This window comes from Allorhodopirellula heiligendammensis, assembly GCF_007860105.1.
GTDB lineage: Bacteria > Planctomycetota > Planctomycetia > Pirellulales > Pirellulaceae > Rhodopirellula > Rhodopirellula heiligendammensis.
Genome location: NZ_SJPU01000002.1, coordinates 462,916 through 479,306 on the forward strand (window position 1 = coordinate 462,916; position 16,391 = coordinate 479,306).

Genomic DNA, 16,391 nt, shown 5'->3' on the forward strand with positions numbered 1-16,391 from the left:
ATTTAGTGCGCACGAAATTCACCCCTTCCATTCTCAAAAACCCGTTCGACTCGCTCATGGCGTCCGCTCCTGAATCCAACCCACAAGGTCCGACTGGCCCAGTAAAAGACCCCTTAACGGGAGGGCCAGCAGAAATCAGTGACAAGGTTCGCGCGGATCGGGAACTGCTTCGACAGGCCCAAGCCGACGGCACGACCTGGCGAGCATACGTCAAGCTGTCGGGGCCGGGATGGCTGCAAAGCGCGATCACGTTGGGAGGCGGATCGCTCGCCGGATCGCTCTTTTTGGGCGTACTCGGCGGGACGAGTATGCTGTGGCTGCAGCTCGTTGCAATTGTATTGGGCGTGGTGATGTTGTCGGCTATCAGTTACGTGACCTTGTCGACCGGGCGGCGTCCCTTTGAAGCCATTAATTCGGAAATCAATCCCGCACTGGGCTGGGGGTGGGTCATCGCCACGGTGATGGCCAACATGATTTTTTGCATGCCGCAGTTCAGCCTGTGCTATGACGCGCTCGACAAAAACCTGTCGTCGATCGGCGGCGGGGAAGGACTCGGCGGCGCAGCGACCACAAAGTGGACAGTCACGATCGCATTGCTGTTAGCAGCCGGCAGCATCGTGATGCTGAACCTCCGCGGTGGGAAGGCAGCCAAGTTGTTCGATGTATTTCTGAAGGGACTGATCGGATTAATCGTGATCTGTTTCTTCGGCGTCGCGATCCTGCTGTTGGCCAAGGGTGAGATCAGCATCAGTAATATGCTTGCTGGCATGATCCCCGACTTCACCCAATTCGTTCGTCCCGCGGGAGACTTGCGGGAACTGATCTCCGGATTGGCACCCGACGCCCAAACCTACTGGCTCGGTACATTGATGCCCACGCAGCGAAGCGTGATGATCTCGGCGATCGCCACTGCGGTTGGCATCAACATGACGTTCCTTTTGCCGTATTCAATGTTGGCCCGCGGCTGGGACAAGACGTTCCGCGGCTTGGCAAGATTCGATTTGGCCACCGGCATGGCGATTCCCTTTGTGCTTGTGACGAGTTGCGTCGTGATCGCGGCTGCTTCGTCTTTTCATAACAAGATCGACGCGAAGCTTGCGTCCACCAATCTCGCTGAGATGCAAGAGTCACCTCTATTCCCCAAGGTCGAAGGCGACCTGTTAAAGCGAGTGGATGCAACGCTCGGTGCGGCAGCCGAATCGACGGACCAAGAAACCAAATTAAATATGGTTGCCGCTTTGCCCGAAGCTGAAAAACGTTTGGCGGCAGCACTCGTCAAACGCGACGCATTTGAATTGTCTAAAACTCTGGCCCCCTTGCTAGGTCAAGAAAATGCCAAGTTGGTCTTCGGGCTGGGTGTATTCGGGATGGGATTCTCAACCATCATTATCTTGATGCTAATCAACGGTTACGCATTTCGTGAAATTTCTGGCCGCCCCAACAGCGAGGGCATGTTCATTCTCGGAGTGGCGGTCGCCGGTTTGACTGGAGCGAGTTGGGTCGCCCTCTGGACCGACGATAGCCTGCGATTCTGGTTGGCCATCTTTGCCAGCACCTTCGCGGTGATGTTGTTGCCAATCGCATACTTCACCTTCTTCCTGATGATGAATAGCGATCGCATTCTTGGGTCTGACCGCCCGACCGGTTCGAGCCGGTTGGTCTGGAACGTCCTGATGGGATTGGCGACCGCCGGTGCAACTGCGGCAGCGTTCACTTCGTTGATGGAGAAATACCACGATCCCAATCCCCTGTCGTTTCGGATCGTCGCCACCATTTGGGTCGTCTACGGCATCGCTGTGGTACTCGGGTTCTGGTGGCAAAAACAAAGCCACTCCGCCAGCCCCGACGAGCGGGCGGCGTAGGACTGGTATCCCTGCTCTCGGTCCCTGCGGGTTTTTGACATGACGCCGTTTCGATGCCGCATCAACATTCGTAAACTGGACATGACTACGTGCCTTGCCGTGCTCGCGGCATGCCTGTTGGTCGGGCTGGCAAGTGAAGATTCGCATGTGAACGCCGCCAATCCGGTGGTCGCTGCCTCCCCAGGAGTCGCAGCTGGAAGCCCAGCAGAATTAGCCGCGGCCGCGCGGGATGTCGAGCGCATCTCAGCTCATCGTGGCGCGAGTCTGGATCGGCCGGAGAACACCATCGCGGCATTTGAAAGAGCGATTGAAGCGGGAGCTACCGCGATCGAGATCGACGTACGCACCTCGCGCGATGGCAAGTTAGTGATCATGCATGACGCGAGGGTGGACCGCACCACCGATGGCACCGGGCGGGTGAACGATCTGACCTGGGCCGAGCTATCGAAACTGGACGCGGGGAGCTGGTTTGGTGCCGACTATGCATCTGAGCGGGTCCCCTCGCTTGATCACGCACTGCAGTTCTGCCGTGGCCGCATCGACATCCATCTGGACCTGAAGGAACTAGGGCCGGCGTATGTAGACCGGGTCACTGCGTCTGTGCAAGCCCACGGTGATCCTACTAGCACCATCGCCGCCGTCCGCACCGTAGAACAAGCACGGCAGCTGAAGCAGCGTGTGCCGGAAATAAAAACGCTGATGTTTCTTCGCCAGCTGGAACAGATCGATATGGCTCTGGCCGCAAAAGTGGACTACTTGCGGCCGCAACTCGACTGGCTTGCAGAGTCCCCCGAGCTACTGGGAAAGCTCCGGGAAGGCGGTGCCAAAATCCACCTTGATGCGACCACGGGGACGCCGAAAGCTGTGCTGCCTCTACTGGGGTATCGCCCCGAATCTTTGCTATGCGATGATCCTGAACAATTGCGCAAGACACTCACTCAGTTGCAGGCTGCTGATTGAGAGCGAGGAGACTAAATCGCCTGCCCGGCGTCGAGTCGGTGCCAGCAAGTCGCCCCACACGAGTGCCCGGCCCACAATAGCTGAGGGAAGATCTGTGAGGTTTGGGTGCGGCTGATGCCTCATCGTGCAGCCCCTCGTTAGACACAGACCTTCGTATGCTTGCGGCGACAGTTGAGGGCATGCAATTCAGGCGGGGAATTCTCGGTGCGAGTGTCACTCATCCATCGTCTGGTCGAACGCGTTGCGGTCGATCGTCTGGTCCATTGTCACATCTTCACTGACCTTGGAACGATTCTGTGGCGGAACCTGATCTTCCGGCTCGGACTGACGTTCATGGCGGCCCCACCAGCGATCGCCCAGGGAAATCGACCACTGACCGGCTGCTGGACAGGCGGCGAGCAACAGTGAGAGGTCTCGCGCAGTTTGAGGGCGCTTGGCTCGCGATTTTTCCAAGCAACTCATCAGGGCATCTTCGAGCTGACTAGAGACCTTCGTACCACCACGCTTGGACGGCGGCACCGGCGATTCGTCAATGTGCTTATGACATAGCTGGGCAAAGTTCGTGGCGTCGAACACGGGATGACCTGTCAACAGGAAATAGCCGACCGCACCGACAGCATAGATGTCCGACCTCGCGTCAACTGACATGGGTGCCTGAATCGATTCAGGAGACATGTAGAGGGGTGTGCCTGCCAGCGAACCACTGGCGCCTTGGCGGGGATCTCCCGATGAATTGACTGCTTTGACCAATCCAAAATCCAGAACTTTGGCGACGTCTGGCTCGCAGCCTCGCCGATTCAGCATCACGTTGGCTGGCTTGATATCACGATGGACCAACCCTTGAGAATGGGCTTCGTACAGCGAGCCACAAACCTGCAGCAGGATGTGAATCACCCGCGCTTCGGATTGCGGGCCATAGTCATTGACGAGATTCTGCAGATCAATCCCATCGAGATACTCCATCGCGTAGTAAAACACGCCCTCGGGAGTCCGGCCGTAGTCATAGATCGCAATCGTATTGGCGTGATTGAGTTGACAGGTGATTTGCACCTCGCGTTCGAAACTCGCGATGGAGGTCTCATTCACTTTCTCAGCATGCAGCAACTTGATCGCCGTGGGGCGACGGAGCATCGAGTGGTGTCCTTTGTACACAATCCCCATGCCACCTTCGCCAAGTTTCGTGTCCAGCGTGTACTGACCGAGCTGCTGCGCCTCGATAACCGCTTCGCGTGAGAGTCGCTGCAATCGGGCGACGATCAACGTGAAGATGAAGATGGCAATTGCGCTGAGAATCAGAAGGCTGTAGATGAACCAAAACGTTCGCTTGAGTATCACCAACGGCCGGAAGGCATGTGCAGCATCGATCTCCGTTGCCACGCCTATATGGTATTTCGGCATCCACCGCCACGCTCCGATCACGGCAACACCGCGATAATTACGATATCCATCGACGTCGATGCCAGCATTACCTTCGATGGCGTCTGCAGCCATGACTGTCAGCGGCAGATGTGACCGTCTCACGCCAGGGCGATATCCCGTCGTCATGTCGCCGCCCGGGTCACTGACGGTGAGCTGCAGCATGGATCGCGATCCAGGTTGGTCGGGCAATAGACCGAGCAAAATAAGTTCTTCGTCGAAACGGCTGTTGCTGATCATCACGCCGTCGTCATTGAATGCGTAGGTCTCGCCAGAATCGGCAACCTGGCCTAACTCCAAAATCTGAGTAAACTCGAGCTCTGGGCGTATCTGCAGGCAGAGCACAGCGATTACCTGGAACGATTCGTCCCGAACGGGGGCGCAGGCATACATGGTCGGCGTCCCCATCCGCGTCCGCCCATCGGCGTCTTTGAGCATCACCACACTGGGAAAGGGTGGTGCCACAAACGATTCCCCTTGGATCGCCCGCTCCGTCATGGATTCGTATTCCGGCACGTCCTGAAGGCCCACGATGGCGGCGTGAGACGACGCCATGACTCGATGAGACTTGTCGATCAGTACGAAGCCAGCGTAGTGGTGAGCGGCGAGCGACGGTGCGAGTTCATCCGCCAATTCGCGGCGGGCCTCCTCGGTACTGACGGCAACTGCGGCGTTCTCACCGGCCTCGTCTACTTTTCGTTTGGCCAGCAAGGCATCGACGGAATGACGCACCGTTTCATCATTGGCCAACGATGCGGCTGTTGATTCTTGAACCGCAAACCATTTTTCGAGCATTTCCGTTTCGATATGAACGAAGCTCAACAGCCCGGCACGGACGTTACTCTTGATCGTTGATTCGATCGCGTTCTGGACGAAGTATCCAATCGTCGCCAGGAGCAGAACGGCCACAATCGGCCAGACCCAGATCTGTTTTTTTAAGAACACACCGGTGCGGGTGACCGTCCGAGTCATGCTCCGCGAGGCCCAGGTCATGTGCGCCTGAGGATGAGTGATTGTGCGTCCGGAGCGGCGGAACAGGTTCAGCGGATTCATGTCAGCCACGAGAGAGAAAAATACAAAAACGGCTCGGTCGTTGATCAGCATACTTGCCGGGTCGCATGGACGCGCTGATTTTGAGCAGGTTTTTAGTTCCCTGGGGCACCTGACTGACCTATGATACCGACTGCATTGTCATCGCATGGAAGCATTCAACAACACGTCCACAACGCGAGAAAACAATATGCGATGGTTGTCCCTCCCCACTCTTCTCATCATGGTTGCGTTGGCGCCAACGGGGCTGGCCCAGACGGCCCCGTCTGACCAGCCAAGCAATCCAGCAGACCAGAAACCGGACGTTTCACCCGAATTGGTGGCAATCCAAGCACAATCAGATGCATTTGCCGAGGCGTTTAATCGGCATGACGCCAGCGCGGTTGCCGCCCTATGGACCGATCATGCCGAATTCATCGATGATTCGGGGACGGTGTACGCGGGACGTGAGGCGATTGAGGAAGCATATGCTCAATACTTTGCAGAGCACTCCGACGTGCAGATCCAGTTTGTGATCGACTCGCTGCGTCAGCTGGGTGACAATGTGGCGATCGAAGACGGCCGGGCAATCGTGTCACCGCCACCCGCAGGCGACGCCGGTGTCAGCAAATACACAGCGGTGCACACCAAAGTCGATGGCAAATGGCGGATGGCGTCGGTCCGCGATACATGGGTGGAGGCCACCGTTGCCCCGCAGAGCGTTGCCGATCTGGAATTCTTGATCGGAGACTGGGTTGCTGAAGAACATGGCGTTCAGATGCATTCGGTTTGTCGATGGATCGCTGATCGGCATTTCGTCGCGAGAACCTACACGACAACTCATTTAGATGGTTCCAAGACATCAGGAATGCAATTGATCGGCTGGAACCCGATCGCAGAACGGATGCAGTCATGGATGTTCAGTCCTGACGGGGGTCACGCCATTGGCGTCTGGTCGGCGACACCCGCAGGCTGGGTTGCCGAGACCATCGGCACGACGGGTGATGGCACGCCAACGACGTCTCTGAACCGACTCAGCAAACTCGATGACAATGCCTACGTATGGCAATCCATTCAACGTACTGCCGGCGGGGTCGCTCTGCCCGACACCGATGAGGTCGTTATCAAACGAACATCCTCTGACCAATAGGGATAGGGCCGGTTTGTTGTTGCGGAGCTCGTCCCTGGGCTGTTGATTAGATCGACATTGGTAACGCAACCGTGAACCAGTGAACCGAAAGACCGGAAGGCACCGGGCTGCGTCGCGAGCCCAGACGCGTCTCGGCTCACTCCAACATCAGCTCGTCAAGAGTTTTTTAGTGACGCCTTTACCAGCCAGAAACCCAAAGTCTTCACGATCTCGGCTACCTCCATCGCCAGCGACTTTCAGACAGCGACTTCCCAGCACTTCGATACATATCTCGTCCCACTCATCACGAAGGTTCCGTCCAATGTCCCGCAACAGCACATTCAGCATACTCGCGATCGTTTTAATTCTTGGACTGCCCCTGGAAGACTGCTGGGGTCGTGGCTTTGGCGGGGGAGGTCGCGGCATGGGCGGTGGTGGGCGCAGTATGGGCGGCGGCGGTGGCCGCAGTTTCAGTAGCGGGGGATTCAGTGGCGGGGGCGGGCGCAGCTTAGGAGGAGGTGGATTTAGCGGAGGCGGCGGACACAGCATAGGCGGCGGTGGATTCAGTGGCGGCAACTTCGGCGGGGGCAATCTTGGCGGCAGCAACTTTGGAGGTGGCAACTTCGGCGGGGGCAACCTCGGTGGGGGCAACGTTGGGAGTGGCAACCTCGGAGCTGGTAGTCGCAACCTCGGCGGAAACGGCTTGGGCGGCGGAGGATTCAGCGGTGGGGCAGGTGGCCTCGGTGGGGGTGGCCTGAGCGATCGCGCCGGTGGACTGGGAGCCGCTGGCGCAGACAGATTTGGCGGGGCGGCCGGCGGATTGGGCGGCGGCGTGGGCAACAATCGCTTCTCGGCCCCCTCCCGCAGCCAACTCGATGGGTTTCTGGGACTTCCCTCCGACGCTGGCATGGGTGGCCTAGGCGGAGGGGCCAGCGCTCGCAATCGGAGCGGGCTCACGGGTGATAATTTTGATGTCAACAAAGGCTCCATCACGGGCGAAAATGGTGGAAAAGCGGCAGGGATTTCAGTAACAGGGCCCAGAGGCGGTACGAAAGGAACGGCGGTGGGTGTCGGCGCCGAGGGCGGCGTTGGCAAAGTCAGCGGCAGTGAAGGTCCTCGCGGGGCGGGCTCCGCTTCGGGAGCCGTCATCGGTCCCGATGGCGGGATGGCAGCGGGCAGCGCCACCCGTGGCCCGGCGGGAGGAACGACCGCGCGAGGCGCCGCCGTGGGCCCTGATGGTGGAGCTGCGGCCGGCAGTGTCGCCCGAGGTCCTGCAGGCGGCGAAGCAGCACGCGGTGCCGCCGTGGGTCCCAATGGAGGCGCCGCCGCAGGCAGTGCCGCCCGGGGCCCAGGTGGTAGTGCAGCTGCTCGTGGAGCAGCCGTCGGGCCGAACGGTCGCGTGGCTGCCGGTGGAGCTGCCCGCGGGCCTAATGGAGGCGCAGCCGCTCGCGGCGTCGTGGCCGGCCCCGGCGGAGCAGCCGCCGGATTTGCACGGGTCACCCCTTCCGGACGCTACACCAGTGCGGTGGCCGTTCGTAACAACTTCAACAACTGGGGCATCTACGGTCGCGGTTGGTACACCAACCATCCCGGCGCTTGGTTCGCAGCTGGATGGACCGCCGGTGCGATCTGGCGATCGGCCACCTGGTACTCCGTCGGGGCCTGGATGCCGTACTCGTGGGGAACACCAGTCTATTACGACTATGGAAATACGGTCATCTACGACCAAGGTGACGTGTACGTCAACGGTGACAATGTTGGAACCTCGCAAGAATACTACGAGCAAGCCAGCGAGATTGCCCAAGCGGGAGCTAAGGATGATGCCTCTGACGATGGCGATTGGTTACCCCTGGGCGTCTTTGCGTTCACCAGAGCTGGCGACGACGCGGCCGAGGATAAAAAGTCCGAGGATGTCAAAACTGACATTACAATCCAGCTAGCCGTCAACAAGGAAGGGATCATTCGCGGCAATTACACCGATACCGCTACGGCGCAGACCCAGCTTGTCAAAGGCTCCGTCGATAAGGAGACTCAACGAGTCGCGTTTACAGTTGGCGACAATGAATCCAATTTTGTCGAAACGGGACTCTACAACCTCACCAAGGACGAAGCCCCCGCGCTGGTTCATATCGGTGCCGACCAGACCGAACAATGGCTGCTCGTGCGACTGCACAACGAGGACGCCGCAGCGGAAGGTGATACTGGTGCGAATGCGAGTGCGGACACAGACGATGACGCGAGCTAGACCGCTCCGGCGGTTGGCATCGAGATGATACCCGCGGATGCGATTTTTCTGGATTGCTGATTCGCGGGGCGTCTGAGCGGTCCCGGTTCACTTTCAGCAACCGATTCCTGGGAGGGGCGTCGGGAGACAATTGCATGCCGTGGCCTCGTCACGGCGTGGAACGACCTCTGCGTATCCCGATTTCTCGGCGAATCCATTGTTTGACTGCCAGTCCCATCCTTCTGCCGCGGTACGCTACAATCGCAAAACTTGGATTGGTTGACCGAATGCGACTTCACACAATAGGAAAACGACGATGGCCTCGACACTGGTAGTTCTCAAGTTCCACACCCCTGAAGGTGCGAGCAAGGGCATGGAAATCGCAATTGGATTGCAGAAGCAGCATTTGCTTGAGATTGAAGACGCAGCGATTGTCTCCTGGCCTGAGGGCAAGAAAAAACCCAAGACCATCCATGGCCAAGGTGCCTGCGGCGGAGCCTGGTACGGCGCGTTTTGGGGGATGCTGTTCGGGTGCATTTTCTTCGTCCCATTTCTAGGTGCGGCGTTCGGAGCCGCGATGGGAGCACTCTCGGGAGCTTTCGCCGATTACGGGATTGGAAACGACTTCCTAGAGAAGGTTCGCGGCCAGGTCACCGAGGGCACGTCGGCACTGTTCTTGCTCAATGGTCAGGCCACCACTGACCGGGTTGTCGAAGCCTTCAAGGAGGCTCCTGAGTTCGAAGTGATCTCCACCAATCTGTCACACGAAGACGAAGCGAAACTCAAGGATGCGTTTGCTCACTGAGCTCACGCCGGCAAGTGCAGGTACGACTGGAAACGGCATCCGCTCCCACCCGTCTCACCACGGCTGGTCGATGGATGTTACCTGACGTCGTACTGCATCGGGCACAATCGCGATAGGCCGTCGCTTGGCGGTGGCCCCTCTTGCCGATCGGGCCGCGAGAGGCCACGATGGTCGGCCGTCCTAAGCTCGCTTTTTGAGCCCAATTTGTCAGTTATTGTCATTCCTTTCGCCTATTCCTTGGGTCCATCCCGATGAGTGTCGCCACTTCTGCTGCTCCCGTTTCGTTCTCGCCTCCGGGTACTTTCGATGCCATGGCATCTCAGGTCCTCGATGGACGTCCGATTTCGCGCGAGCAGGCGCTATCGATCGTGGAAGCGTCCGACCTCGATTTGCCGGCAATCTTGGCTGCGGGTTATCGCATCCGTCATCATTACTTTGGAAACTCCGTCCAGCTCTATTTCTTGATGAATGCCAAGAGCGGCTTGTGCCCCGAGGATTGCCACTACTGTAGTCAGTCCAAAGTCTCCGAAGCTCCGGTACCGAAATATAATATTCTCAAGCGAGATGACCTGATGGCCGCGGCCGGTGTCGCCGCCCAACGAGGTGCCAAGACCTACTGCCTGGTCATCAGTGCACGGGGCCCCAATGAGCGCGAGATGGTCGCGGTGGAAACGATCGTCCCAGAAATCAAGCAGAAGTACGGCTTGGATATCTGTGCGTGCCTGGGATTGCTAACCGCCGAGCAAGCCCAGCGACTCAAAGCCTGCGGAGTCGACCGCGTCAATCACAACCTCAACTCCAGTGAGACGCACTACGCGAAGATCTGCACCACGCACACGTATGCCGACCGTGTTCAGACCCTTCGCAACGTCCGCGACGCGGGCATGGAGATGTGCAGCGGTGGAATCATCGGGATGGGCGAATCACGAGCCGACATCGTATCGATGGCATTTGATCTCGCGGAATTGGAAGTGCAGTCGATTCCAGTGAACATCCTCAATGCGATCGATGGCACGCCGCTGGAAGGCACCGATTCCCTGTCCCCGCAAGATGCTCTGAAAGCTCTCGCTATGTTCCGCTTCGTCGCGCCCAGCCGCGAGCTACGCATTGCCGGCGGGCGCGAACTGCACCTGCGTTCGCTCCAGCCGATGGGCCTGTACGTCGCCAACAGTTTGTTCGTCGGTGATTACTTGACGACGCAGGGTCAAGCCCCCCAGGCCGACTACGACATGATCTCCGATCTCGGTTTTGAAGTCACTGGGTCCTGCGAAGAAGTCAGCGTGTAATTGGCGAGCGAGGGGTCCGCCCGTGCTGAGAAGAGAGACCTGAGCCCCGCTCAGACCGACGGAGCCGTCGGGCTACACGGCAGCGTGATGGACACCATTGCGGGAGAATCAAGATGACACCCTTGCAACAGACCTTTGACTGCGACGCACCGGTGGCACTCGTCACTGGCAGTGGTGCACCCCGCGTAGGGCGGGCGATCGCAGAGGAACTGTCCAGGCGAGGGTGCCATGTCGCATTGCACGCGAATTCCAGCGTTGCCGAGGCCACCGAAGCCGCGAGTTTGTGGCCTGAACGGTTTGCGCGAGATGCCATCGTGGTGACGGGCTCACTCGAACGAGATGAGACCTGCGACCGCATCGTCCAGGAAACCTCGCAGCACTTCGGTCGCTTGGACATTCTTGTTAATAGTGCGGCAATCTGGTCACCGAAACCGCTCAACACGATCACCGGAGACGAGATTCGGAGGTACTTTCAAATCAACACAGTCGCCTCACTGCTTTGTGCCCGGTCAGCGGGCCGGATCATGCTACGGCAACCATCCGGTGGTTCGATTGTGAATATTGGTGATTGGGCGACAGGGCGTCCCTATGCTGATCATGCAGCATACTTCCCCAGCAAAGGGGCAGTCGAAACGATGACGAGGTCACTGGCCGTGGAACTGGGGAGCCAACATGGCGGAGTCCGCGTGAACTGCGTACAACCTGGGCCTGTGATGTTGGCCGACGACGTCGATAAAGAAACACGCCAGCGGTTGATCGCCAGCACATTGGTGGGGCGGATCGGAGAACCCGAAGATGTCGCCGCTGCCGTGGCATTTCTTTGTGAGAGCACCTTCATCACGGGCGTCTGCTTGCCGGTCGATGGCGGGCGGCAAATTTTTGCCCCCGATGGCCTTCAGGTGGGACGCAACACCGGTTGATCGGTTATCATTTTTGGAACACTTGCTCGAATTCCCCGCCAGCCTGAGACTGCAACTTTGAGTGATCCGTATCTACCGCCCGTGCTACCGCCCACACCTGATGAGGCACTGGCGGTTGATCCTGAATTCCAAGCCGTGGGGGAACTCTTCGAGCGGATTCAAGCTGAAATCGCCAAACTGTACGTCGGTCAAGACGAACTGGTGTTGGGAACGCTGACGGCGCTGTTCGCAGGCGGACACGTGCTGATCGAATCCGTTCCCGGCCTCGGCAAAACCCTATTCGTGCGCACGCTCGGCCGGATTCTGGGCTGCGAGTTTGGCCGGATTCAGTTCACCGCCGACCTGATGCCTTCGGACATCACGGGAGCGCCGGTGTTCGACATGCAGAAGAGCGAATTTCGCTTTCGTCCTGGCCCCGTCTTCACGCAGCTCTTACTGGCCGATGAAATCAACCGCTCACCGGCAAAAACGCACGCAGCGTTATTGGAGATCATGCAGGAATACAGTGTCACGATCGACGGCGTGACGCATCCAGTGCCGCGTCCCTTCCTGGTGCTGGCGACCCAAAACCCACTCGAGAGTGAAGGCACCTACAACTTGCCTGAAGCGCAGCTGGACCGGTTCATGTTCAAATTGAACGTGGATTATCCAACCGCAGCCGAAGAGACCGAGATTCTCAAGCTGCATTCACAACAAATTGATTTTAACCAGCGATTGGAGGACGAGGTCAATCGCGTCATGAATCCAGAACTGGTAGTGCAAACGATCCAGACATGCAGTCGAGTACGAATCGAAGACAGCTTAGTCTCCTATATCAGCTCGCTAGTGCGGGCCACACGCGACTGGCCCGGGTTCCATATCGGCGCCTCACCGCGAGCAGGTATCTCGCTGATGCAAGCAGCCCGAACACTGGCAGCATTTTCTGCTCGCGATTTTGCCGTCCCCGACGATGTCAGCCGCATCGCCCTGCCAGTCCTCCGCCACCGTGTACAGTTGACAGCCGAAGCAGAAATCGAAGGCAAACAAGTCGATGAAGAACTACGTGCCATGATGCGGGGTATCGAAGTCCCACGCTCCTGAGTAGCAGCGTCTCTCCGAGACGCTGACCGACATGAGAAAAGTAGCAGCGTCTCTCCGAGACGCTGAGAAACATCATTGAAGTAGCAGCGTCTCTCCGAGACGCTGAGGAACATGAGACAGCAACGCCTTTCAGAATACCGTATTTCCGAGTCTCGGAGAGACTCGGCTACTCAACTTGCAAGGGCTTGTGAAAGTGCAGGAAATCGCCTTCGCTTAGCCCGGCTTGCGATGGGTTGTCCGCAATATATTTCTTGAAGTGTGAAAACTGAGCTTCGCTTCGAATCAGATGATCAAACTGATCGACTTGCCAGAACTCGCCCCTGCGCCCCTCCATTCGGTGAACGGTCCGACCAGTAAATCGCTTCCATGCTTCGCACTGGGTTAACATCGCGTCTTGACTTTGAAAAGCAGCAATGAAGTGAAGATGGTTGGGCATCACAGCGACGTCGGTTAGAAAGTAGCGATCCTCATCAAAGTGACGCAAACTATTGAGTACGATTTCGGCATGCTGAGGTTCTCGCAACGGGCAGCGACCCCAACCTTGATCTAGAAATTTATCGCGGATCATGAACAGTTTCCATTGCATCTGGCTGCGCGTTTTCAGGTCGAGTTTCGATAGGTACTCAGACCAAGTCTCGTCGCAAGCAATCGTGTGTGATTTCAGTAGTGAAGCGACTTCACGATCGATTCGATCGTAGACTTCACCGGGCAGCGCATCATGGAGACGCCACGTGATGAAGCATAACGTTCCTGCCTGCATCCAATGTGGCAACGCCCGCTCTTCAAACACACAAAAATCTTCGTCTCTATCAAAGAACCGAAGGTCGTCCTGGTTCATGGGAGCAACCTGAGTAGCAGCGTCTCTCCGAGACGCTGAGGAAAAAATGAAAGCAACCGCTTTCAGTCTATCCTATTTCCGAGTCTCGGAGAGACTCGGCTACTCACGCACAATCTCGACCAACTCGATGGCGGGTTGGTCGTTGCAGCGGATGAGTGCCGTCCGGCCGAAGACAATCTCGTTGGGAGCGGTTTTCAAGAATGACGCCAGTGCTCTACCGGGAGTAATTTTCCATAACCGATCTAACTCGACTGAGCGCAGCACGTTGTGGTTGATCAAAGCTCGTCCGAGTGGAATGCCTTCGCTAGCGATTTCCATCCACACATCGTGGCCGATTGTGGATGGATCCAGTCGCACCAGACCATACTGGACGATCTTGCCAGTGCCCTGGGTTACGAGCGTGATCTCACGCGAGTAGGAAACCGTCTGTTCAGCGATCGAGCGGCGTCCCTCACGCTGCAGTGCTGGATCATCCTGCCAGACCGCCGTACCGTCAGGCATGCGGTTGCAACTCCGGTGCACGACCACGTTAACCTGTTCTTCATGAAACGCCTCAACCGTCACCGTCATGTGACTATTATGATCGAGCAGTTGATCAAAAGGCGGTGGGCAAGCGGTGACTTGCTCAAACTTTGCGAGTGTATCGGAGTCTGGATAGAACTGCGAAATGAGCGAATCAATATCGATGTGGCGACGCAGCGGCGAGTCGGATGGAGAGGGCATGAAGCGGTCCGGGAGGGGTGGGCAACTGGTGGGCTGGCGGTCGCTACCATCGCCAGGCAGCGGATTCCACATTCGAGCGAAGGGTGGTGACACCAAACGGGGTATTCGTTAGTGAGCAGCCAAGTCTCTCCGAGACTCGGACCTGTGACTCTCCAAAAGGTTGGGCACGTGCCTAGGACAGACTCGCCGACGCATTCGACAACTCGGCTAGGCGACCGGCATTGCTGCGGACAACGTGACCGTCGCGGGCGTCGGCATTTCGGGACGCTCGAGCACCGTGTCGACGAGGAAGTACAAGAGCCTGCGAAGTGGTTCGCTCTCCAGCTCGTCGGCAACTTGCTCGGCGCGCGCTTGATGTTTGTCGACCAATTGCAGCGACAGATCAAATACCCCCGCCTTGCGATACAACCTCTCCGCAGTCTGCAATCGCTCACGCACGGTCATCTCACAGTCATCACTGGCGAGCCCCAGCAGAGTTTCCTGGTCATCATCGTCCAAGTGTTGCAGCGCCAACGCCCATAGGAGTGTCGGCCGCCCAGCGATCACGTCGGCACCCGCGGTGAGTTTATTCGAATCATCTCCGATCCAATCATTGAGATCGTTAATGATCTGAAAAGCGACCCCGAGATTACGAGAAAACCGACGAATTGGCTCGACGAGTTCCGCAGCGTCACCAGCGATCCGCACGCCGCTGTAGAGCGCCGCTTCGAAGGCTGGTGATGTTTTCAAAGCATAAATTTTCAGAGCATCGATGGGCTGCAAACGCCGATCCTTCGCGTCTCGCCACAACAGTTCGGCGCCCTGGCCTTCGGATAAGCGGACGTGGGCAGCGGCCAGTGAATCGAGCAGGTCCACCCGGGTTGCTGCATCGACTTGATCCCCGACCATGTCACGGCTGAGCAAGCGATATCCCAGACCGATCAAATAGTCACCGACGTTAATCGCTGAGGCAATGCCGAATCGATGATGAACAGCGGGCTGCCCATACCGATAGGAGTCGTCATCCTCAATGTCATCATGCACGAGGCTCGCCTTATGGAACGTCTCAATACTCAGGGCCGCACGCCGGACAGCATCCGGGAATCCAGCAGCATTGGTTTCCCCGTCACTGGAGGTCGCGTCGCCGCCCATCGCAGCGTCATAGGCCGCGAGGGTAATGAATGGACGCGAGTGTTTGCCTCCGCGGGCGAGGAAGTCGTAGGCGATTGCCTCCGTTGCGGCGATCGGATCCACCCCCGCTAGCCGATCGGACGTGATCGCCTCGGCGGCATAGTCCGGGACTTCGCCTTGGAGACGCTGGACGGCTCCGTCGACACCGGCAGCCTGCGAGATAGCCGCTTGATGGGTGGCACTATTCTCGCCCGCCGCCGGATCGGCTAGCCCAATCCCACGCATCGGTGGAGCGAGCCGGTGCAGCGTATCACGGCCAAACAGATTTCCAGCTGAACGCATCAAATGCACGTAGCTCCGAGTCTTGGCAGCTGCGGGGACATACGGTGTGCGGATCATTTCCTCCACCCACGGCTCATCCACTTTTGTGTTGCGACAATCACTCGAGAGCAGCGGCACGGCCATGCATGGAATGCCCGCCAGCAAGACTTTGTCGATCGCTTTCTCGAGCACGTTCAAACAAGCGACACCGACAACCGCATCGACATAACCGCCCACGATAATCTTCATCACGACCGGGGAGCCCTCTGCGACGAGCACACGGTATCCCATGTCTTCTGCGACACTTCGGAAATCCGCGATGCTGCAGGCTCCGCATTGCTTGCAGTTCATACCAAACTGATCGTAGTCTGCGGGACAGCCCTCAGCGTGCTTGAGGCAGTGTGGCAGCAGAAACAGCCTTCGCTCCGGGGGCACCGACGACAACTGGTGTCGCCAAAAAGCACTGCTGATGTTCACCATCGTCCAGCCCAGAAGCCCCTCCGGCAAATCCGCTTCGGTGAGCATCTGGCGTGCGACCTGTTCCATCTCATCCTTGGTTAACGGATGATCGCGGTCGAGCCGATCGGCAACCTCGCGGCAGCGATCCCGCAGACTCTCACGCATCGCGAGCGTATCGGGAACGTCCTTCAGGTTACTCGTATTGCGGCGTTGACGACGCGACGGTTCG

General features: G+C 58.1%; 12 protein-coding genes. 8 read left to right on the top strand and 4 right to left on the bottom strand.

Annotated features, from left to right (window positions below; all coding sequences use genetic code 11):
- The first annotated feature begins 56 nt into the window (after positions 1 to 56).
- Both Poly21_RS12055 and Poly21_RS12060 read left to right on the top strand, forming a co-directional pair.
- Entirely contained in the window at positions 57 to 1,862 is a 1,806-nt protein-coding gene (locus Poly21_RS12055) for a divalent metal cation transporter (protein ID WP_146407285.1), read from the top strand.
- A gap of 39 nt (positions 1,863 to 1,901) precedes the next feature.
- Positions 1,902 to 2,822, top strand: coding sequence for a glycerophosphodiester phosphodiesterase (locus Poly21_RS12060; protein ID WP_146407286.1), 921 nt, complete (start codon positions 1,902 to 1,904; stop codon positions 2,820 to 2,822).
- 213 nt (positions 2,823 to 3,035) lie between these two features.
- On the opposite strand, the gene Poly21_RS12065 is transcribed toward Poly21_RS12060, so the two are convergent.
- Positions 3,036 to 5,291 carry a serine/threonine protein kinase gene (locus Poly21_RS12065; protein WP_146408634.1) on the bottom strand — a complete coding sequence of 752 codons (2,256 nt, stop codon included), beginning with the start codon at positions 5,289 to 5,291 and terminating at the stop codon, positions 3,036 to 3,038.
- A gap of 187 nt (positions 5,292 to 5,478) precedes the next feature.
- Between Poly21_RS12065 and Poly21_RS12070 the strand changes: the two genes are divergently transcribed.
- The 6 genes from Poly21_RS12070 to Poly21_RS12095 all read left to right on the top strand — a co-directional run bounded on the left by Poly21_RS12070 (position 5,479) and on the right by Poly21_RS12095 (position 12,711).
- A complete protein-coding gene (locus Poly21_RS12070; protein ID WP_146408635.1) occupies positions 5,479 to 6,417 on the top strand; it encodes a YybH family protein in 939 nt (312 codons plus the stop codon).
- 301 nt (positions 6,418 to 6,718) lie between these two features.
- Positions 6,719 to 8,641, top strand: coding sequence for a protocadherin (locus Poly21_RS12075; RefSeq protein ID WP_146407287.1), 1,923 nt, complete (start codon positions 6,719 to 6,721; stop codon positions 8,639 to 8,641).
- A 295-nt stretch (positions 8,642 to 8,936) separates the two neighbouring features.
- Positions 8,937 to 9,425 (top strand): DUF1269 domain-containing protein, encoded by a 489-nt coding sequence (locus Poly21_RS12080; protein WP_146407288.1) that lies wholly within the window; start codon positions 8,937 to 8,939, stop codon positions 9,423 to 9,425.
- A 251-nt stretch (positions 9,426 to 9,676) separates the two neighbouring features.
- Positions 9,677 to 10,711 (top strand): biotin synthase BioB, encoded by a 1,035-nt coding sequence (gene bioB, locus Poly21_RS12085; RefSeq protein WP_146407289.1) that lies wholly within the window; start codon positions 9,677 to 9,679, stop codon positions 10,709 to 10,711.
- Between the two features lie 113 nt (positions 10,712 to 10,824).
- Positions 10,825 to 11,631, top strand: coding sequence for an SDR family NAD(P)-dependent oxidoreductase (locus Poly21_RS12090; RefSeq protein WP_146407290.1), 807 nt, complete (start codon positions 10,825 to 10,827; stop codon positions 11,629 to 11,631).
- A gap of 57 nt (positions 11,632 to 11,688) precedes the next feature.
- Entirely contained in the window at positions 11,689 to 12,711 is a 1,023-nt protein-coding gene (locus tag Poly21_RS12095; RefSeq protein ID WP_146407291.1) for an AAA family ATPase, read from the top strand.
- 166 nt (positions 12,712 to 12,877) lie between these two features.
- Here the strand turns inward: Poly21_RS12095 and Poly21_RS12100 are convergent, their stop codons facing one another.
- From Poly21_RS12100 to Poly21_RS12110, 3 genes are all read right to left on the bottom strand, one after another.
- Positions 12,878 to 13,549: a hypothetical protein gene (locus Poly21_RS12100; RefSeq protein WP_146407292.1), complete on the bottom strand. Its 672-nt coding sequence runs from the start codon at positions 13,547 to 13,549 to the stop codon at positions 12,878 to 12,880.
- Positions 13,550 to 13,648: 99 nt separating this feature from the next.
- Positions 13,649 to 14,272 carry a hypothetical protein gene (locus Poly21_RS12105; RefSeq protein ID WP_146408636.1) on the bottom strand — a complete coding sequence of 208 codons (624 nt, stop codon included), beginning with the start codon at positions 14,270 to 14,272 and terminating at the stop codon, positions 13,649 to 13,651.
- 207 nt (positions 14,273 to 14,479) lie between these two features.
- The gene (locus Poly21_RS12110) at positions 14,480 to 16,327 is read right to left on the bottom strand and encodes a DUF116 domain-containing protein (protein ID WP_146408637.1); all 1,848 of its coding nucleotides are present in this window, start codon (positions 16,325 to 16,327) and stop codon (positions 14,480 to 14,482) included.
- Between the last annotated feature and the right edge of the window lie 64 nt (positions 16,328 to 16,391).